The organism is Lactococcus termiticola, assembly GCF_003116835.1.
Taxonomy (GTDB): Bacteria; Bacillota; Bacilli; order Lactobacillales; family Streptococcaceae; genus Lactococcus; species Lactococcus termiticola.
In genome coordinates, this window is the sequence record NZ_BFFO01000004.1 from 96829 (window position 1) to 117417 (window position 20589).

General features: G+C 49.6%; 17 protein-coding genes and 1 riboswitch. Of the genes, 12 read left to right on the forward strand and 5 right to left on the reverse strand.

Translation table 11 applies throughout. The features are described from left to right. The first annotated feature begins 67 nt into the window (after positions 1-67). The 4 genes from metG to NtB2_RS04095 all read left to right on the forward strand — a co-directional run bounded on the left by metG (position 68) and on the right by NtB2_RS04095 (position 3805). A complete protein-coding gene (gene metG / locus NtB2_RS04080; RefSeq protein WP_109245676.1) occupies positions 68-2038 on the forward strand; it encodes a methionine--tRNA ligase in 1971 nt (656 codons plus the stop codon). A gap of 94 nt (positions 2039-2132) precedes the next feature. Next, positions 2133-2372, forward strand: coding sequence for a DUF2829 domain-containing protein (locus tag NtB2_RS04085; RefSeq protein ID WP_109245677.1), 240 nt, complete (start codon positions 2133-2135; stop codon positions 2370-2372). Then, on the forward strand, positions 2365-3081 hold the full coding sequence (locus tag NtB2_RS04090) for a 3-oxoacyl-ACP reductase (RefSeq protein WP_109245678.1): 717 nt from the start codon (positions 2365-2367) through the stop codon (positions 3079-3081). Before NtB2_RS04085 ends, NtB2_RS04090 begins: the two co-directional genes overlap by 8 nt. A gap of 96 nt (positions 3082-3177) precedes the next feature. Further along, positions 3178-3277, forward strand: a riboswitch (PreQ1 riboswitch). Beyond that, positions 3275-3805 (forward strand): QueT transporter family protein, encoded by a 531-nt coding sequence (locus tag NtB2_RS04095; protein WP_174683336.1) that lies wholly within the window; start codon positions 3275-3277, stop codon positions 3803-3805. Its footprint overlaps the riboswitch before it by 3 nt. A gap of 24 nt (positions 3806-3829) precedes the next feature. On the opposite strand, the gene NtB2_RS04100 is transcribed toward NtB2_RS04095, so the two are convergent. Further along, positions 3830-5128, reverse strand: coding sequence for an MFS transporter (locus NtB2_RS04100; protein ID WP_109245679.1), 1299 nt, complete (start codon positions 5126-5128; stop codon positions 3830-3832). Positions 5129-5135: 7 nt separating this feature from the next. After that, positions 5136-5885: a glycerophosphodiester phosphodiesterase gene (locus NtB2_RS04105; RefSeq protein WP_109245680.1), complete on the reverse strand. Its 750-nt coding sequence runs from the start codon at positions 5883-5885 to the stop codon at positions 5136-5138. A 136-nt stretch (positions 5886-6021) separates the two neighbouring features. Between NtB2_RS04105 and rnc the strand changes: the two genes are divergently transcribed. The 8 genes from rnc to NtB2_RS04145 all read left to right on the forward strand — a co-directional run bounded on the left by rnc (position 6022) and on the right by NtB2_RS04145 (position 18887). After that, positions 6022-6711 (forward strand): ribonuclease III, encoded by a 690-nt coding sequence (gene rnc, locus NtB2_RS04110; protein ID WP_109245681.1) that lies wholly within the window; start codon positions 6022-6024, stop codon positions 6709-6711. Then, positions 6711-10235 carry a chromosome segregation protein SMC gene (gene smc / locus NtB2_RS04115; protein WP_109245682.1) on the forward strand — a complete coding sequence of 1175 codons (3525 nt, stop codon included), beginning with the start codon at positions 6711-6713 and terminating at the stop codon, positions 10233-10235. Before rnc ends, smc begins: the two co-directional genes overlap by 1 nt. A 493-nt stretch (positions 10236-10728) precedes the next feature. After that, complete coding sequence (locus NtB2_RS04120) at positions 10729-12936, forward strand: LTA synthase family protein (protein ID WP_501161720.1); 2208 nt, start codon at positions 10729-10731, stop codon at positions 12934-12936. 11 nt (positions 12937-12947) lie between these two features. After that, a complete protein-coding gene (locus tag NtB2_RS04125) occupies positions 12948-13352 on the forward strand; it encodes an EbsA family protein (protein ID WP_109245683.1) in 405 nt (134 codons plus the stop codon). After that, on the forward strand, positions 13324-14940 hold the full coding sequence (locus NtB2_RS04130) for a glycosyltransferase family protein (RefSeq protein ID WP_225867045.1): 1617 nt from the start codon (positions 13324-13326) through the stop codon (positions 14938-14940). Before NtB2_RS04125 ends, NtB2_RS04130 begins: the two co-directional genes overlap by 29 nt. Next, positions 14918-17011, forward strand: coding sequence for a hypothetical protein (locus tag NtB2_RS04135; RefSeq protein ID WP_125194948.1), 2094 nt, complete (start codon positions 14918-14920; stop codon positions 17009-17011). The genes NtB2_RS04130 and NtB2_RS04135 overlap by 23 nt, the downstream gene beginning before the upstream one ends. Positions 17012-17023: 12 nt before the next feature. Continuing rightward, positions 17024-18139 (forward strand): YibE/F family protein, encoded by a 1116-nt coding sequence (locus tag NtB2_RS04140; protein WP_109245685.1) that lies wholly within the window; start codon positions 17024-17026, stop codon positions 18137-18139. Beyond that, positions 18132-18887, forward strand: coding sequence for a YibE/F family protein (locus NtB2_RS04145; protein ID WP_109245686.1), 756 nt, complete (start codon positions 18132-18134; stop codon positions 18885-18887). The genes NtB2_RS04140 and NtB2_RS04145 overlap by 8 nt, the downstream gene beginning before the upstream one ends. Positions 18888-18890: 3 nt before the next feature. Here the strand turns inward: NtB2_RS04145 and NtB2_RS04150 are convergent, their stop codons facing one another. From NtB2_RS04150 to NtB2_RS04160, 3 genes are read right to left on the reverse strand one after another with little or no spacing between them, the layout of a single operon-like run. Further along, positions 18891-19526: an ATP-binding cassette domain-containing protein gene (locus NtB2_RS04150; protein WP_109245687.1), complete on the reverse strand. Its 636-nt coding sequence runs from the start codon at positions 19524-19526 to the stop codon at positions 18891-18893. Next, positions 19523-20176, reverse strand: a complete 654-nt coding sequence (modB, locus tag NtB2_RS04155) for a molybdate ABC transporter permease subunit (RefSeq protein ID WP_109245688.1) — start codon at positions 20174-20176, stop codon at positions 19523-19525. The genes NtB2_RS04150 and modB overlap by 4 nt, the downstream gene beginning before the upstream one ends. Further along, entirely contained in the window at positions 20173-20544 is a 372-nt protein-coding gene (locus tag NtB2_RS04160) for a MerR family transcriptional regulator (protein ID WP_109245689.1), read from the reverse strand. Before NtB2_RS04160 ends, modB begins: the two co-directional genes overlap by 4 nt. Between the last annotated feature and the right edge of the window lie 45 nt (positions 20545-20589).

Consider the following 20589-nt stretch of genomic DNA (forward strand, 5'->3'; position numbering starts at 1 on the left):
TGCTATAATTTTCTTTGAAACACTGTAAACAAGCGGGTCTCATTTGCCTGCTAATATGGAGAAAAACATGACAGAAAACAAGACTTTCTACATCACGACGCCGATCTATTATCCTTCAGGCAAGTTGCATCTGGGCTCAACTTATACGACCATTGCCTGTGACGTCCTGGCTCGCTACAAGCGACTCATGGGCTACGAGACCTTTTATCTGACGGGACTCGATGAACACGGGCAAAAGATTGAAAACAAGGCCAAAGAGGCCGGCCTTACGCCTAAGCAATATCTGGACCCGATGGCTGAAGATGTCAAAAAACTTTGGGAATTATTAGATATAAAGTATGACAAATTCATCCGGACGACCGATGGCTATCATGAAGAAGCTGTCCAGAAGATTTTTGAAAAGCTCCTGGCTCAAGATGACATCTATCTGGGCAAATACGCTGGCTGGTACTCTGTCTCTGATGAAGAGTTCTTCACAGAGAGTCAGTTGGAAGAGGTCTATCGGGACGCTGATGGCAAAATCACAGGCGGTGTCGCACCGAGCGGGCACGAAGTCGAGTGGGTCGAAGAAGAGTCTTATTTCTTCCGGATGGGTAAGTATGCAGATTGGCTGTTGGAATACTATGAAAGCCATCCTAATTTCATCGAGCCTGAAATTCGTAAGAATGAGATGATCAACACCTTCATCAAGCCCGGCCTCGAAGACCTGGCCGTATCCCGGACGACCTTTACCTGGGGGATTCCGATCAAGTCGAATCCTAAGCATGTCATCTATGTCTGGCTCGACGCCCTCTTTAACTATGTAACAGCCCTGGGCTACCAAAGTGAAGATGACAGCCTTTATCAGAAATTCTGGCCGGGCGTGAACATGGTCGGCAAGGACATCCTCCGCTTCCATACCATCTACTGGCCGATTTTCCTGCATGCCCTGGGCATGGAGCCACCTCAACAGGTCTTCGGACACGGCTGGTACCAGGTGAACGGTCGCAAGATGTCCAAGTCTTTTGGCAATGTCATCTACGCTGAGCCTCTGGTCGAACGCTATGGTCTCGACCCTTACCGTTACTACATTCTCCGGGCTATGCCTTTTGGAAATGACGGGAATTTCACGGCGGATAGCTACATCGACCGGATTAATTTTGACCTGGCCAATGACCTGGGCAACCTCTTGAACCGTACCGTTGCGATGATTAACAAGTACAACGCTGGTGTAATTGAAAATACAGGTGTTGCCACTGAATTTGATGCTGACCTGGCTACAGTCCGTGAAAAAGCCCTGGCAGGCTACCACGCCGCCATGGACAAGTTTGAATTTTCTGTGGCCCTGTCAGACATCTGGAGCTTGATTTCTCGGACCAATAAATACATTGATGAGACGGCACCATGGCTTCTGGCCAAGTCAGATGAGGATAAGGCAAAACTTAATAATGTCCTCTATCATTTGGCAGAAAATCTTAGAATCATTGCGGCGACCCTGCAACCATTTATGCATGCGACATCAACTAAGATTTTCGGACAGCTTGGCCTGAGTCAAGAAAGCTTCTCACTGGAAGACTTGGAATTTGGCATGACCTATACAAGTCCCGTCGTTGCCAAGGGAGAGCCTATCTTCCCACGTCTCGACCGAGATGAAGAAGTTGCATATATTAAGGCACAGATGACAGGAGACGAGATGGCAGAAGAAAAAGAACTGATTCTCAATAAGTCAGAAATCGAATTCCCAGACTTTGACAAGGCTGAAATCCGGGTCGCTGAAGTGATTTCTGTCGAGAAGGTCGAAGGCTCTGACAAGCTTTTGAAGTTTGAGCTAAACGCTGGCGACAAGGGCACCCGCACCATCCTATCAGGCATTGCGAAATTCTATCCGAACGAACAAGAGCTCGTCGGTAAGAAATTGCAAATTGTCGCAAATCTTAAACCTCGGAAGATGATGAAGAAGTATGTCTCTGAGGGCATGATTCTCTCTGCTGAGTTTGACGGCAAGCTCAAGGTCTTGACCGTCGACCCTGAAATCCCTGTTGGAGCGGATATTGGCTAAAATATGACTGCTTGTACAACAAAAAGGAAAGCTCTAGCTAAAGCTCTTGGCCTTCCTTTTTGTTGTTTTTACCCTAAATAGAATGAGGAAAAATATGACTTTTGAAGAAATTTTACCCCTGCTCAAGGCAGGCAAAAAGGCTGTTCGGACCCAGGGCTGGGGCGGAGCTGAAAACTATGTGAAGCTCTATGACAGCATTGAGACGGCCGGCCAAAGGCTTGACGTGACCCCTTATTTCTTGATCAATGTAGACGGCGAAGGCGAGGGCTTTTCGATGTGGGCTCCGACCCCTTGCGATGTCTTGGCTGACGACTGGGAGCTGGTCGATGATTGATTTTTCAGGGAAACGGGTCCTAGTGACCGGGGCAGCAAGCGGGATTGGCCTTGCCCAGGCTCGGGCCTTTCAGAAGGCCGGGGCTGAAGTGATTGGGGTAGACCTGCAGGACTTGGCTGAGCCCGGTTTTCAGCTGGAGCTCTGTGATGTCTCGGATGAAGGAGCTGTCCAGCGCCTGTCTGAAAAATTAGGCCGGGTCGATATTTTGCTCAATACGGCAGGTGTCTTGGACGATTACAGTGACATGTCGTCGACCAGTTTTGCCTATTGGAAGAAGATCTTAGAGACCAATCTGAATTCTGTCTTTCTCATGACTCAGGCTTTTTTGCCTCTGATGAAGGCCGAAAAGTCAGGGGTTATCATCAACATGGCCTCTGTCGCGGGCCTGGTTGCAGGCGGTGGTGGCCTGGCCTATACAGCCAGCAAACATGCCATTGTCGGCTTTACGAAGCAGTTAGCTCTGGACGAAGCGAAATCTGGCATTCAGGTCCTCGCCATCGCCCCAGGTGCCATTGATACGCCGATGAATGCCAAGGATTTTCTGGAAAATGACGGCGAGATGGCTAAATGGGTCGCCAGAGAGACGCCAGCAGGTCGCTGGGCTAAGCCCGAAGAGGTGGCAGAGCTGAGCCTGTTTTTGGCCAGCCCTGCAGCCAGCTATATGAGTGGAGCGGTTGTTCCTATTGATGGGGGCTGGACAATCAAATAAAATGATGAAAAAAGATAAAAGTCGAGTAGCTGTCAATAAGCCCTCGACTTTTTCTGACGATTTTAGGATTTCCAAAACTATGAAAACCAGCCAGAATCTGCTACAATAAAAAGGTCGCAAAAGCGATCCTTGGGACTTATCAACCTTTGCCCAAGCATATTAGAAGCAGCGAAGACTGCTAAAGGAGCATATTTTGGAAAATACCAACTCACACTTTTCAGTCAACGGACTGGTGCGGGGGGCGATTGTTTGTGCCCTCTATATCATCGTGACCTATCTCATGGCCTCATTTAATCTGGCAGTCGGACCGATTCAGTTCCGCCTCTCAGAAATGTTTAATTTTATGGCCTTCTACAACAAACGCTATCTCTGGGCAGTCACGCTCGGTGTGGCCATCTCAAATGTCATCGTGCCTGGTAACCTTGGCCTGGTGGACTTTCTGGTCGGTGGAGGATCAACCCTGATTTTCCTGGGACTGGGTGTCCTGATTACCAAGCGACTTGAAGGCAAGAGAATCCTTGGCGGTGCAGTCAATCTGCGTTTCCTGGTCTTCAGTGTCTTCTTTGCCATCAGCATGGTGACCATTGCGGCAGAGCTACACTTTATGCTTCAGCTGCCCTTCTGGATCACCTGGGCAACGCTGGCAGGCGGTGAGTTTGTCAGCCTGATCATCGGGATGTTTATCATCGAGCAGATTAACCGACATATTGATTTAAGGCAATAAGAAAAGCAGCTTGGGCTGCTTTTTTTAGTTGGCTTCTTGGAAGTGTTTTCGGCCTCCAAGGAGGAGGAGGGCACCTAAGAAAAATAGAATGATAAGCGACAGGATACCAAATGAAGAGAAGCCTGTCATCAGTGTGGTTACTGCCATGAGTGCTGGTCCCAAAATTGAGGCGAAGCGATTGAAAATATTAAAGAATCCGAAATATTCATTGCTTCGTTCTGTTGGAATCATCCGGGCAAACTGGGAGCGAGAGAGGGCCTGGATACCGCCTTGGACCATGCCGACCATAAAGGCAACAATCCAGAAAATCATCTGGCCATGGCTGATGGCAAGGCCATGAGCAGGGCCGCTCGGGGCTGTCTCAATCATCCGCCCCATCTCAAAGCCTAGAATACAAATGATAACGTAGATAGCAATCGCAATTAGGAGCATCCGAATAGCATTAAAACGTGTTGCCAGGCGACCAAAAATAATAGAAAATGGAGCAGCAACGGTCTGTGTAAGAATCAAAGCCAAAATCATCATAGATGAAGAGAGGCCGAGGGCGCTACCGTAAGATGTCGCCATCGTAATCACGGTCGATACGCCATCGATATAGAAGAAGTAGGCCAGGACATAGAAACGCAGGCCCTTGTCTGCCCAAATATCCTTGAGGGTTGCCCAGAGCTCTCGGAAGAGTCCCCGGTCGAGTCCTCTTGGATTACTGTGGACCTGTTTGACATTCCTCAGCATCGGGATGTTAAAGACAAACCACCAGAGGGCGGTCAGTAGGAAACTCAGCTTGACGGCTAAAGGATTGCTCGTCCCCATCGTAAACAGGAGGACAGCTGAAATAATCAGTGTGACGAGGCCACCCCCAATATAGCCTACGGCAAAGCCCTGTGTAGACACCCGGTGCATCCGTTCTGGGGTCGTGACATCTGTGATAAAGCTATCATAAAAGAGAAAGGCACAGTTATAGGCAATATTAGAAAGCACAAAGAAGAGCAGGAGGAGTTGCCAGCCAGAGGCAAAGACGAGGCCAAGGGTGAGGGCAGCACCTGAGAAGGCAAAAATGGCCCAGTAGCGTTTCTTTTTGCCGGGCAGGTCTCCAACTGCCCCGAGGATAGGACAGAGAAAGGCCGTCAGAAGCATGACGAAGCTTGAGGCAAAGCCTTTAAGCTCAAGCCCTAGGACGCTGTGTCCGACCACTGCATTAAAATAGATGGGAAAGATGGCGGTCAAGATGATGGTGGCGTAGGCGTTTGTCGTCAGGTCGTAGAGCATCCATGAACGTTCGGCCTTATTTGCCTTGGCCTTTATTGTGGGATGTGTGATTTCCATATTAAGTTTAAGCTTTCTTTTCTTCAAATTCTTGTCTTATTTTGAGGGCCAAATCAGGCTTATCTGTGATAATACTGTCAACACCAGCCTCAAACATGGCCTTCATGACCTCGCTATCATTGGCTGTCCAGACATTGACGCCAATGCCCGCTTCATGACAGGCTTTGACCGTCTCAGGCAGATGCTGAATGACCTGATAGGGCGGATGAATATATTCAGCTCCGACATGCTGGGCATAGAGCCAGGGGTCGACCATGGCCAGCTCGTAGAGGAGGCCAATTTCTGACTTGGGCGAAATCGCCTTTGCTTCTTTGAGGCTGTAGTGATTAAAAGAAGAATAGAGGATGCGGTCTGTGAGCTCAAACTCCTCGGCCAGCTTGATAGTGGCTTTGACGAGGCCAGGATAAAGGACTTCAGTGGTCTTAAATTCGCAGTTGACCGTGAGTTTGCTGTCTTTGATGAGGCTGTAGAGTTCTCGCAAGGTTGGGATTTCAGCCCGGTCCTGCTCTGGGAATTTCTGGTTGAAGTCAAAGGCCTTGAGCTCAGTCAGGCTGTAGTCTTTGATGTAGCCCTGCCCGTTTGAGACCCGGTCAATTTTTTCATCGTGGGCAACGACGATTTCTCCATTCTTGCTAAATTGGACGTCGATTTCAATTCCGTCAGCTCCCTGCGCTATGGCAAGTTGAAAGGCTTCAAGCATGTTTTCTGGCCGGTAGGCAGAGCTTCCCCGGTGGGCTAGGATTTTTGTTTGTGACATAAAATGTTCTCCTCTTATTTATTATAGCAGAAGATAAGCCTATTAAGATGTAAATAGTTTGTAAATATCTCGGATTCTTGGCCTTAAAATATGGTATAATAAAGGGTAAAACTCAAGCTGAACAAAAGGAGGAACCATGGACCCATTACAAGAACACCTCAAAAGTGAATTTGGTATTGTCTTTGAGGACGAGAGCCTGCTCCAGAAGGCCTTTACCCACTCGAGCTATACCAATGAAGAACGCCTGCCAAAAATTGCAAACAATGAACGTTTGGAGTTTCTGGGAGATGTGGCTTTGTCACTGACGATTTCAGAATACCTTTATCAGGAGTTTCCCCAGAAGCTCGAAGGCGAGCTCTCTAAGATGCGGTCGTCGATTGTCCGATCAGAATCGCTGGCGAATTTTTCACGCCGCTGTAAGTTTGGTGACTTTTTGCTCCTCGGTCGAGGCGAAGAAAAGATGCATGGTCGGGAGCGGGATACCATTCTTGAGAACCTCTTTGAGGCCTTTCTTGGAGCCCTTTATTTGGACGCTGGCCTTTCTGCTGTCCGGAAGTTTATCTACCGTGTGGTCGTGCCCCATGTGGAGGCGGACGACTATGTCCGTGTGGTCGACTACAAGACGACCCTCCAGGAAATCCTGCAGGTTCACGGCGATACACCGATTGAATACAAGATTCTCGAGCAAAATGGTCCTGCCCATGCCCTCGAATTTTTAGCTGCTGTCTACAATGACGGCAAGGAGCTCGGCCGTGGTGTCGGCAAGTCAAAGAAGTCTGCTGAGCAGGCCGCCGCTGAGAATGCCATCAAAGGACAGCAAGCATAATGTATCTGAAAAAAATGGAAATCGTCGGCTTTAAGTCATTTGCCGACCGGACAAAAATAGAATTTGACCAGGGGGTCACCGCAGTTGTCGGTCCCAATGGTTCGGGGAAATCCAACATCGTTGAAAGCCTGCGTTGGGTCCTGGGTGAACAATCGGCCAAGAGCCTGCGTGGTGGCAAGATGCCGGACGTTATCTTTGCCGGAACCGAAAAACGCCGGGCGCTCAACTACGCCGAGGTCATTGCGACCTTTGATAATAGCGATGATTATTTGGCTGGCCACGATGAGGATGATGAGGTCGTGATTAGCCGCCGTCTTTATCGCAATGGCGACTCAGACTTCCTGATTAACGGCAAGAAATGCCGTCTTCGGGACATCCATGACCTCTTTACAGATACGGGTCTGGGGCGTGATTCCCTCTCGATTATCTCTCAAGGGCGGATTGAGTCTGTCTTTAATTCTAAGCCTGAAGAACGCCGGAGCATCTTTGAAGAAGCAGCTGGAGTTTTGAAGTACAAAAATCGCAAGGCGGAGACAGAGTCCAAACTCGCCAGCACTCAGGATAATTTAGACCGGCTAGAAGACATCATCTTTGAGCTGAATGGCCAGCTGACGCCCCTCAGGGCCCAGCGGGATGTGGCTTTGAAATTTCAAGGCCTGGAATCAGAACGGGTCAGCCTGGCCCTGTCAGTCTTGATTGCCCAAATCGTCAATGAACGCCAGCAATACGAGCATATGAAGGCTGAGCTCAAGACGGTCAATCAGGAGCTCGCCGAGCAGGCCAAGAACCAGTCAGCCTATGAAGCAGAAGTGGCCGGCCTCAAAGCCCGACGTAGCCAGGTTGAGAGCGACCAGGAAAAGCTCCAGGCTGAAAATTTCTCGCTGACCGAGCTCAAAAACCAGCTGGAGCGACAAATCGAACGCTTTGACCTTGAAAAATCCTCTTCTGAGAAGAGTCAGGCTGAACGGGAAGAGCGGGCCAAAGAGCTGGGCAGACAGGTCAGCCAGCTTGAAGCAGAGCTCGAATCATTGATCGAAAAGCAGGCCAAGCTCGAAGCAGAAAAAAGCAGGCTTGACCAGGAAATCCTAGAGCTCGAAGCTGAGGTCCAGGGTTTTTCAGAGAGCCCAGAAGCTGCATCAGAACGCCTCAGGACCAGTTATCTCGAGCTGGTCGAGTACGAGGCGGAACGCTCCAACCAGCTGACCCGCAACCAGGCCGAGCTCGACAGCATCAGAAAACGCCTGTCTGAGCAGTCTGAATCCGACAAGGAAAACCAAGAAAAATATGAGGCGCTAAGGCAAGAGCTCGAGAAGCTTGAAGCCTCACTCGCTGAGCTCTCAGCTGAAATCGAAAACCTGCTCGAAGACTACAAGAGCCAGTCAGCCAAGCTCGTAGCCATGTCATCCCAGGAAGAAAAACTGAGCCAGGACATGTACGCCAAGATGGATGTCCTCAACAAGCAGAGGGCAAGACTGGCCAGCCTTGAGAATATCCGGGACAGCCACAGCAACCTCTACCAGGGCGTCCGCTCTGTCATGCAGGCGGCAGGCAATATTGGCGGTATCATTGGCGTGGTTGCCGACCTCCTGACCTTTGACAGCAAGTACAATACGGCCATGGACATCGCCCTTGCTGGCGGTAGTCAAAACATTATCACAGAGGATGAGCAGGCCGCCAAGCGGGCCATTAACTACCTCCGAGAAAAACGCCTGGGACGGGCGACCTTCCTGCCACTGACAACCATCAAGCCCCGGGAATTCAACCGCTACCAGCAGATTTCAGGCATGCCTGGTTTTATTGACCTGGCCATCAATCTGGTTAATTTTGACGACCGGCTATATAATGCGGTTTCTAGCCTCTTAGGGACGACGATTATCGTGGACACGACAGACCATGCGACAGCGATTGCCAGAAGCATGGGCTATTCAGTCCGGATTGTCACGCTTGAGGGCAGTCAGATTAACCCCGGTGGTTCTTATGCAGGGGGGGCTGGCAAGCGAAATAACACGACCTTTACCAGTTCTGAAATTGAACAACTTTCTAAGGAAATCAAGATTTCTGAAGCAACCTTAAAATCTTCAGAGCAGGCCCTGCAAGCCTTGCAGAAGGAAAAGACAGGGCTTGAGGAGAGGCTGACCGAAGCCCGTCAACTCGGTGAAGACAAGCGATTTGCTGAAAAGAGTCTGTCCCTCCAAGTCGAGCAGTCCCAAAAGCAGAAGGCTAATCTTCAGGCCTTGATGAATCTCTCTGCCGAAGAATCAGGCACAGGCAGGATGTCCGAGCTTGAAGTTGATAACAGTGCTATTAAGCAGGAACTCGAAAAAATTGCCGGCCAAAAGGCCAAGCTTGACCAGGAGCTCGAAGAGGTCAAGTCCAACAGCCAGGCCTTCAACGCGCTTAAAAACACGAAGACGGACAGCCTCAACCAGGCTAAAATTCGCCAGTCTGAAATGGCGGGCGAGCTCCGTCACATCAGCTCTGACAGCAGTCGTATCAAGGCCAGTCTCAGCCAGCTCACAAGAGAAATCGAAGAGCTGACCAGCCGGGACGACCTGTCTCAGCTTGATGATAAGAGCCGTGAGCAGGCAGCCGCCCAGCTTCAGGAGACCGAAGAAAAACTCCAGGCATTCGCTGTCAAGCAGGTTTCCCTCCGCTTTGAGCGGGAGGATCTCCAGGCTCAAATGGAAGACCTGGAAGCCCAAAACCAGGAAGCCATCCAGCTCAATCAAGAACTCCATACTCAAAAGACCCGCCTAGAGCTCCAGTTGGAGCAGACCGAGGCAGGACTGAGAAAGGCTCAAGAACGCTTGGTTAGCGATTATGAAATGAGCTTTGATGAGGCGATGGCCAAGGCTGAAGCCCTCGATGTCGAGCTTGACGAAGCTGAAGGCCAGCTCCGTCGCCTAGAAAGGCAGATTCGGGCGCTTGGTCCGGTCAATCTCGAGGCCATACCTCAGTTTGATGAGGTCAATGAACGCTATGAGTTTTTGGCAAGCCAGAAGGATGACCTTCTTGAGGCCAAGAACATGCTGATGGCGACGATTAATGACATGAATGATGAGGTCGTTGTCCGTTTTAAATCTACCTTTGATGCGATTCGCTCGAGCTTCCAGAGCACCTTCAGTCAGATGTTTTCTGGCGGGAAGGCGGATCTTGAGCTGACCAGCGATGACCTGCTGACTGCGGGTGTCGAAATCAAGGTCCAGCCACCAGGCAAGAAGCTGGCTAGTCTTAACCTGATGAGTGGTGGGGAAAAGGCACTGACCGCTCTGGCCCTGATTTTCGCCATCCTCCGTGTCCGGACCGTGCCATTTGTCGTCCTCGATGAGGTCGAAGCCGCCCTCGATGAGGCCAATGTCAAACGCTTCGGAGACTACATGAACCACTTTGACAATAGCAACCAATTCATCGTCGTCACCCACCGCCGAGGGACTATGGCTGCGGCTGGAGCTATGTACGGTGTGACCATGGCTGATGCAGGGGTGTCTAAGATTATTTCTGTGCGCTTGGAGGATCATGTTTAGTTGTAATGTTTGTTCGTGAAGTACGTTGCGTTCCGGAAATTCTGAAAAAGCACTGTGAGGCCCACAAGCCAAGCTTCGCTTGCATTGTTAAATGTAGAGCCCTTGCGGTCTCGCCATTTGCCGTATTTCACAGTGTTTTTCAGAATTTCCTCCACTCCACTCGTACCAATTTGATTTTACATAATATTGAACTTTCTGTATTGGAAAGGTGCAATCTATATGCCCCAAGTGAAGTGCAGGAAATCCGCTCGGAAGTAGTGAAAAAGGCAAGTTTGGAGACCGTAGGGCTCCGAACTTAGCAATGGAAGCCGGAGGCTTCGCTTGCGGGTCCACTGCATCCGAGCGGATTTCCGGAACGAAACGTCCACTTATAAAGGAACCAGTCACCCACTATTTGCAGATTTAAGAAGCATTTCAACCTAATATGGTAAAATTGTAGTATATCTATATTTGATTAATTTTACAGAAAAATGATAACATTGAGGACTTTACCTTGAAAAAACTCATACACAGCTTTAATACAAGACTAGGCATCATCGGTTATTCCATTCTTTTCATCTGGATTAAAACCATGCTGGCCTATTTTTTGGTGTTCAAAGGTCTCCACAGTGAAAACCTGGCTGACTACCTTTTAATGATTGTGAATCCCCTCGGCTTCACGGCCTTCTTCCTGGCCACCAGCCTCTTTATCAAGCGGAGCCAGCTCTTTTACCTGGCCACGCTCATCTGGAACCTGCTGGGGAGCCTCCTGGTCTACGGGAACGTCCTTTACTTCCGTGAGTTTTCTGACTATCTTTCTATTAACACCATCTCAGGTGGGGCAGGTATGGTTGGCAAGGGTTTTGCCCTCGATTCCATCCCTGTCCACCTCTATGATTTGGCCTTCTGGATTGACATCATCATTGTTGTTGTCCTCTTTGCCTTCAAGAAAATCAAGATGGATGACCGCCATATCGGAGCCTTCCAGGCCTTCAAATACTTCTCTGTTTCACTCATGGTCTTTGGCCTGACCTTCTGGGGGGGCGACATGACCGAGCACCGTCTGGTCTCACGCCAGGCCCAGTATGATGACACCTATGTCGTCCGCTATCTCGGCCTTGGCCCCTGGCTCTTTACCAATGGCTGGTACACCCATGTGGCAAATCAAACCCGGGCACTCGCCTCAAAATCTGACTTTACCAAGGTCCAAGAATATATTAAGGCTGACCGCTATCTGGCTCCAAACGCCAGCACCTTCGGCATTGCTAAAAACCGCAATGTCATCATGATTCATCTGGAGTCCTTCCAACAGGACCTGATCGACCTCAAAATCAATGGACAAGAAGTCACGCCTTTCCTCAATTCCCTCTATAACAATAAGGGTACAGGTGGCTCTGTCTACGCCTTTAGCAATTTCTTCAACCAGGTTGGCCAAGGCAAGACCTCAGACGCTGAAAACATGCTGGAGACCTCGACTTTTGGCCTTTCTACCGGCTCTCTCTTTACTCAGTCGGGTAGTACGCAGACCTTCCAGGCCATGCCTGCTATCTTGAAGCAAAACGAGGGCTACTCATCTGCCGTCTTCCACGGTAATGTCGGTAGTTTCTATAATCGTATCAATGTCTACCGAAACATGGGCTATCAAAACTTCTTTGACCAGTCCTTCTTCGAGCCAAACAGTCAAAACTCGACGGCCTGGGGGGTCAAAGACAAGTACCTCTTTGCTGACTCGATTCCATATCTGGAACAACTCCAGCAGCCCTTCTATACCAAGTATCTGACTGTCAGCAACCACACGCCTTACACCGGCATCGAACCTGACGAGCAAGACCCTAAGTTTAAGACGACCAACACCGGCAACGCCCTGGTCGACAATTACTTTGTCACTGCCCACTATCTCGACCAGTCGGTCCAAGAATTCTTCAACTACCTGAAGAAATCCGGCCTCTATGATAAGTCTGTCATCGTCCTCTACGGCGACCACTACGGGGTTTCTGGGGCTGATACTAAATACTTCGCCCAGGCCCTCGGCAAAGACCCTGAAAACTGGACTGACTTTGATAATACCATGCTCCAGCGGGTGCCTTTCATGGTCGATATTCCAGGCCACACCGATGGTAAGATTTCCAGCGAGTATGCAGGGGAAATCGATGTAATGCCAACCCTTGAGCACCTGCTTGGCATCTCGACCAACAACTACATCCAGTTTGGTCAGGACCTTTTGGCCAAGAATCGCCAGTCCTTCGTTGCCCTCAGAAACCGGGGCTTCGTGACACCATCTATAACCAAGGCCTCTGCGACCGACAATGTCTACTATGATACGAAGACCGGCCAGCCAATCACGCTCAATGAACAGCAGAAGGCCTATGTCAAGTCTGTCCAAGAGAAGGTTAATACTTTGCTTGACATGTCTGACACGCTCAACACAGGCGATCTGCTCCGCTTCTATACACCAGCAGGCTTCAAGCCAGTTGACGCTGGAGATTACAGCTATACTAAGTCTGCGACCAACAAACGCCTGACCAAGGAGCAAGAAGACCTGAAGGCCAAGTCTACGTCACTCTTGTCTGAAAACCACGGTATCAGCACTCAGAGCCTCTTTGAGACCAATGAACCGATTCTTAAAGACCAGCTCTCCAAGCTCGCCCAAGAAAAAATAACGCAAAATGCCGGGACAGCGACTTCATCAGCAACTGCCCCTAGCTCAACGACTAAAAAGTAAAGGAGGTCCACATGGAATCTGGATATTTTCAACCACTTCATAACCAGTTCAAGGTCGCTTGGATCTGGTGGGTCATTCTCCTTTCTTTTGAGCAGGTCCTCTATTATGAGAATAACCTTCAGTTCAACTGGTTGACGGCCTTCCTCATGGTCTTAATCATTGCCTATCTCTATTTCTTAATCCGGCAACGGCGATTCTTTGCCAGCAAGCACCATCTCTATTTTACCCGGGATTTCCGGCTTGGCATGGTCAATATTGACCTGGCCTATATCAGCCATGTCCGCCTGAAGAAAAATAGCCTGAACTTCGTCTATATGGGCAAGGACTATCATTATTTTGTCATGGGCCGTTCAAATAAACTTCTCGAAGAAGTCTTAAAGGATAATCATGTTGAATTCAAAAGAAGCACAAAATAAGCGTCTGAAGCTGATTTGGGCGGGGATTTTTGCCCTGATTCTCATCGGCGTGAACATTTTCATCTTCTTTATGACCCGGCATTGGGCCATGAAAAATATTCTAGCAGTCATCATGGGGAATATCCTCATGGTGATTTCTGCTAGTTATCTGGTCTTTATTTACAGGACGGCCAAGGCAGTAGAAGGTATGGCAGAAGAAGGGCTAAACAGCTTCTACAAGCGAAGTAGCTGGATTTTAGCCGGTCTCCTTTTTGTCCTCCCCTTCTTTTTTATCATCTGGGTGCCGGATTCTGCCCATAACTGGGACTTTTTCCAGCTCTACCGGAATATCACGACCTTGAAGGGAGCCAGTTTTAGCCATCTGCCCTTCACACAGGGCTACGGCGACCTTTCCGGCCTCCAGTACTACCTGACCTATGCCAACCAGCAGTTTTATGCGATTATCCTAAATAGAGTCTTTGGGCCAATGACGGATTTCTTCCCGCCAATTTGGGCTATGACAGCGGTCGGAGCAGCTCTGACTTCAGCTTCAGTCCTGGCCATGTCTAACATTGTCAAGACGATTTCAGAGAAGAAGTATGCCCTCCTCTTTAACGTCGCTGCCTTTGGTTTCTGGCCATTTATCATCTTTGGGGCCCAGCTCTATACTGATACGGCCAGTCTTCCCTTTGTGGTCTTTGGCCTCCTCTTTATGGTATGGGCCTTGCGGGCAGAGTCTCTGCCTAAGCAAATCCTCTTCTGGCTCTTGGCCCTCGTCTTCATCTTTGTCGGCTATGTCATCAAGCCAACCGTGGCGATTGTCCTTGTTGCAGCCCTGATTTACCTGCTCCTAAATAAAAAGTGGAAGCAGTTGCTCATCGTCCTGCCTTTGCTCGTCGTGACCTTCTTTGCGACCAACAGCATGGCTAAGGCCGTGATCCACTCAGAGCCTGCCTTTACAGAGACGGCCAATGCCAGATACAACCTGCCTCTCCTCCACTGGGTGACCATGTCTTTTGCTCCGGATAATAAGACTGGTGGCTACAACCACGCTGTTCTTGAGTATTCGATGAGCTTTGAAGACAAGACGGCCCGGCAGACAGCCGACCGTGAGCTCTTGATTGATAATCTCAAGCAAGAGGGCATCGGAGGCTTCCTCCGTCAGCTTGGCCGGAAAATCGTCTACACCTGGTTTAACGGCGACCTCAACGATTTCTTCTATACCTATCGCCACGCCAATCCCCTTATCAATTACTTCTTTGACTACACGACCTGGGAGCCAAATCCCCATGTCGGCAATATCACAGGCTGGCTCTTTACCCGGACCGCCCAGATGCTTTATTGGCTTGCCCTGGTGCCACTGATGTGGTATGAAATCGGCCTGAGTCTCTGGCGGAAACGCAAGACGGAATGGTTTATCCTTGGCCTTGCAGTGGTCGGTCTCGCTGGCTTTCTCCTCATCTGGGAGGCCAATTCCCGCTACCTTTATAACTTCACGCCAATCATGGTGGCCTTGGCCAGCATGGGCCTGGTAGATTTTTTGAAGGGAAGACGAGCAAAAAAGCAGGAGAAGGAGGGGGCAAGCCATGCTAATGGAAAGACTCGCTAGCATCATGCAGAAGAGCCTGCTGGTTCTCTTTGGACTGGCCTTTGTCTTCATGCTCCTCCAGCCTTTTTCAGATGTTGGCTTTGTAGAGCCCCTGTCTGTGATGATTCTTGCAGTTGGTCTCTTTTTTGGCCTGCGTTGGCTTTATAGAAAGCTTGAAGACAGTTCTGTTTCAAGGCTCAAAAAGGTCTTCATCGGGCTTTTCCTTGCCTTTGTCATCTTGCAGGTCCTGGTCATCAACCTTTCCCACGCCGGTGTCTTTGGTGATCCCTGGCACATCCAGGCCCAGGCGACCCGGCTGATAGAAGGAGGCAGGAGCTGGGATATCTGGATTCAGATGTATCCCAACCTGGTGCCTCTGGTTGCCCTCTACATGCTCTTTATCAAGATGGCCGGCCTGACTCATCTGTCATATTATGCGATTTTCTATACTTTTAATATTCTGATCAATTCCAGCCTCTGGCTCCTGGTCATGCGGATTATTTGGAAGAAGAAGGCGAGCCTTGCTGTCTTCATGATGGCCCTGCTCTTGACCATGGCTCCGATGTATGGCTTCTTGCTCAATGTCGCCTATTCTGACGGGATTGCTATGCTGAGCCTGGCGGTCATGGCCTGGATTCTGGACCGCTCCTTGGGGCGGGGACGGCTAAGCTTGGCTGGGTTCATTGGGACGGCCTTTGCCTTTGCCTTTGCCTACCTGACCCGGCCCAATGCAGTCGTAATCATGGTAGCCCTTGCCATCATTGGCCTTTTGGCCTGGAAAAAGCAGGGCAAATACCAGCCTTTGGTAAAAATCAGCTTCCTCATGATTCTCGGCTCAGTCCTAGGGATTGTCCTTGCTGTCCTTGCCAATCAGGGCATTGCATCCGCTGTCGGCTATGACCTCAATAATCCCCATGTCTTTCCCATCTGGAACTGGCTCTATGAGGGGCTGAATCTTAGGTCGGGTGGCGAATGGACACCGACAGACCGAGATTATACCCTCTATCACCCAGGTTTTGCGACGGCTAAAGAAGCTGATATTGCAGGGATTGTCCAGCGTCTAAAAGATTATAATATTCTCATCATTCCCCTCTTTGTCGTCAAGTTTGCGACCCTATGGTCCAGCGGGACCTTTGCGACGGGGACGGACTACACCCTCTTTTCAGCAAGCTACAACTGGACGCACGGTCCTGCTTTCCTGATTCAAAACATCGGAGCCATCAACATCTTCTGGATGACCTATGCCAAGGCCCTGATGGCTGTTCTCTTGCTTGCGATTGTGCTGACGCTATGGAAAAAACGCGAGGACGTGGTTTCTCTTTACGGCTTCCTGCTCTTGAGCATCATGGGCATCAGCCTCTTTCACAGCCTGCTCTGGGAGGTCAAGCCCCGCTATCAATTTATGACCTTTGGACTGCTTTTGATAGCGGTCGCCATGTCCTTGCCAAATCTTTTTGGCCTGAATGAAGCGGTCTTTGAGCCTAACAAGAAGAAGCTTGCCCTTCCCTGGATTATGGCAGGACTCTCTCTGCTTTCTGTCATTTTAATGGCCACGGTAATGCAAGTCCAGCCCAAGCAGAAAATCGTCGTCAATTCCCAGCAACACTCGACGGAGAGCTATGGCTATGAGCTCTACGACTATTGGATGAAGCCGGGCGAGAGCCTGACCCAAGCCTTTAAGCTCCCTGTGCCTGCCGACCAGATCATCTGGGAGACAGCAAGCACAGGCAAGCTCAAGTTGGAGATTCAAAAGCAGACGGCAGAGGGCTGGCAGACTGTCGATAAGCAGGAACTCCCTCGCCTGGATATTCCGGCTGAAGACATCAGCCTTCCGATTATTACTGACTTGGAAGCTGGCAATTACCGCTTTAAGCTCAGCAATCCCAATCCGACAAAGACCAGCGTCCGCCTCTTGAATAATACGCAGACCCTGGACTATCCACAGTTAATTCGCCTGCCCAATCAAGAAACGGCCAGTCTTGGCTTTATCATTGGTCAGGACCAGGCTGTCAGTAAGTATCCGGTCGGCTTGATCATTGCCTTCGCCCTCCTCTTTATTCTGACGATTCTAGCCCTGATATTCCTTATCTAAGAAAGACAGATTATGATTAAATTTATTCTAAAAAAATTTATCATTCCCATACTGCTTGCAGTAGCTGTCTTTTTTATTGTGGAGCAAAACAGCTTCCTTTATCAGGAGCCTGTCGGCCAGGTCATTCAGGTCAGGTCCAGCGAAAAAGCTAGGATTACTGACAGTTTTAATAACCGGGATGTGAATGTCCAGCAAGTCTTAGAAATCAAGCTCTTAAACACAGGGAAGAAGGGCAAAGTACTCGAAATTACGAATACTGTCCCCCAATCCCAGGTCACTGGCCAGCTTTATCGGTCTGGACAGAAGCTCTTGCTTAAGGCCTCTCATGATAATACACAATTCCAGATTGTCGGCCAAAAGCGGGATGCTGTGATTCTTGCACTGGCAGTCCTTTTTATCGGCCTGCTCCTGAGCTTTGTCCGCTGGAAGGCTAGCCTCTTGCTACTTGCCAGCCTTCTGCTGAATCTCCTTTACTTCATTGTGGCCCTCCTCTTTGACATTCATCTGGCCAGCTCTAATGTGATTCTGATTTTCTCCCTCCTGGCCCTGGCATTTGCAGCCAGCTCGCTTTACTTTGTGCTGGGGGCGACCAGGCAGATGCTCTATAGTCTCCTGACGACCGTCCTGACCTGTCTTCTGACCTTTGGCCTGACGGGCATAGTCCTTCATTTGACGTGCAATGCTGGTGTTCACTTTGAATATCTGAATTATGTGACCCAAAATCCAAGTCAGTTCTTCTTTGTAGGTGCGATTATCTCGGTTTTAGGGGCCATTATGGACGGGACGGGCGACATCGTGGCCGGCCTCTTTGGACTCAAACGGCAGAACGACCTCAATGGCCAAGTCATGAGCCAGGGCCAGTATTTCCAGTCTGGTATTAACATTGGTCAGGAAATCGTCGGCACGCTGACCAACATCCTCTTCATGATTTTCATGGCAGAGACCATCCCGCTGACCGTCCTTCTTTTGAGAAACGGCAACAGCTGGTCATATATCGCAACGGTCGCCCTGAATCTCGGCCTTTTGCAGACGGTCATTTCGGCCATTGGTATCGTCCTTGCTGTGCCGGTCACAGCTTTGGTCGTCAGCCTTGCCCTAGCCAGAAAGGAGGGTCTTGCCCATGAATAGCTTCATTGTCCTCTTAGCTATCTTGGTCCTCTTGATGCTCTTTGTTTCAAAAAAAGAGGGCTTGCGAAATCTCTTTGGCCTGGCCATCAATTTTGGCCTGATTATTGTCATGATTAGTCTGATTGCCCTGGGCTTCAACGCTATCCTGGTCGTCATTGTCTTCTCGTTGATTATCCTGGCTGTCGCCATCTTTTTGTCATCAGAAGAGGCTGAGACTACGGATATCGCCTTCAAGAGCAGTCTGATTGTCATGCTGAGTCTGCTGGCCCTAGTCGTCCTCCTCCAGTACCTGGGCCAGTTTCAAGGCTTTGCCATTGAAGATACAGAAGAATTAGAAGAACTATCGACTGCCATAGGCGTTAATTTTTCTAATATTGCCATCGTTGTCATTGTCATCTCGATGATTGGAGCTGTGGCCGAAGCCGCTATGGCACTGACTGCCAACCTCTTTGAGGTCATCGAGCAGGACGAGGCCATGACCCTCAGCCAGTTCCGCAATCAGCGACTGATCATCAGCCAGCAGATCCTGGGGACAGCCGTCAACACGCTTTTCTTCGGCCTCCTCGGCTCATCTGTCGGCCTGGTCCTCTGGTTTGTCCGCCTGCATTATAAGCTTTCTGAGATTCTTAATTCAAAGCTTCTTATGGCTGACCTAGCCGCCATGCTCGTCGGGATGCTAGGGATTCTCCTAGCCATCTGGCTGGCTGGCTATTTCGTAGAGCGGGAATTTGATAAGAAAAAAGCCTGATTGTCAGGCTTTTTTAGTAATACTAATGATGTCGTCGCAGAGGGCCTCAAGCTCGCTCTTGCGATGGGAGACAATCAGGGTCGGAATCTGAGCCTCTAGGATGATGCCTTTGATGAGGGCCATGCTTTGTTCAGTCGTTGCCTCATCGAGCCCGTTAAAAGGCTCATCTAGTAATAAGAGGCTGGGCTGGCTATAGAGGGCCCGGGCCAATGCCACCCGCTGTTTTTGTCCGCCAGAGAGCTTCTGGATGGGCTGATGGAGAAAGGCCTCAATCGAGAGCTCTTGGGCTAATTTTTCAATTAAATTAAGGTCTTCGCCCAGTGAAGCCTTTTCTTTTGTTCTTCTCGAAAAGGCGACATTATCAAGCACATTCATGTTGGGAAAGAGAGCGACCTCCTGCATAACATAGGCAAGATTCCGTTTGTGGGCGGGAACAAAGGCTTTCCTGTCCTCCCAGACCTGACCTTGAAAGGAAATCTCAGCCTGGTCAGCCCGGGTCAGGCCGGCGATGATATTGAGGATGGTCGTCTTACCAGCACCAGAAGGGGCAGAAATCCCTGTGATGAGCTGGTCGAGCTCAGCCTCAAAATCCAGCCGTTCAGGATAGAGTTGATGATGAATTTTTACAGACAAGCTCATGATATTTTTCTCCTATTGGTCAAGGCGTAGATCATCGAAAGGACGAGCAGGCCAAAGAGGACGTTGACAAGGCTCAGCTGGAGGGCCCGTGTATCCTCTCCATTTTGAACGGCAAAATAGATGGCATTGGCAATCGTGTCCGTCTTGCCAGGAATGTAGCCAGCCACCATCAGACTGGCCCCAAACTCGCCCAGAGCCCGGGAAAAGGATAGCAGGATGCTAGCCAGAACAGCCGGCCAACAGTTGGGTAGAATCACTCGAAAGAGGACCTCAAAAGGGCTGGCAGAAAGTGTGGCAGCGACATCAATCAGATTTTTAGGGACTGCAGCCATGGCCGACTTTAGACCCTGATAGACCAAAGGCAGGATGATGATGCTACTGGCAATCACGGCTCCTGACAAATTAAAGATGATGGTCAGATTAAAAAAGTTAAGAGCCTGGCCGAGCAAGCCGTAGTGGCCAAAGGCCTGGAGAAGGTAAAGGCCGACCACAGTAGGTGGCAGGACCAGAGGGAGCAGAAGCAGGCTTTCGACGAGCCACTTGCCGGCGTATCGCTTAAAGGCCCCCAGATAGGCCAGGGGGAGCATGAGGATGAAGGCGATGGCTGTGGCGATGCTACTGACGATGAGCGAGTGAATGATGGGGGTCATAAGTCTTGGTTTTGATAGTCTTGATAGGACTTTTTCTTGTTTTGGATAAAGGCGATATGCCCTTGGAGTTCTTGGATTTTAGCTTGTAGTAAGCCTTCTTGCTCATCGAGTAGAAGGAGGCGGGCCTCTATCGTGCTGTCGCCCTGCTCTCTGAGATGAGAATATTCGAGAATTTTATCTAATGACATGCCAGTAGCCTTTGCCTTTTGTATAAATTCTAGCCAGGAGAGGTCTTGCTCACTAAAGCTCCGGTAATTGCTCTGATTTCTCTGTGGCTTAATAAGACCGATTTCTTCATAATAGCGAAGGGTGGCTACTGAAAAACCAGTCAAGTCCGCAATTTCTGAAATTTTATAGTTCTTTTTCATCTTATGCCTTGCTATCAAGTTAACTTGAGGGTTTATAATGATTAT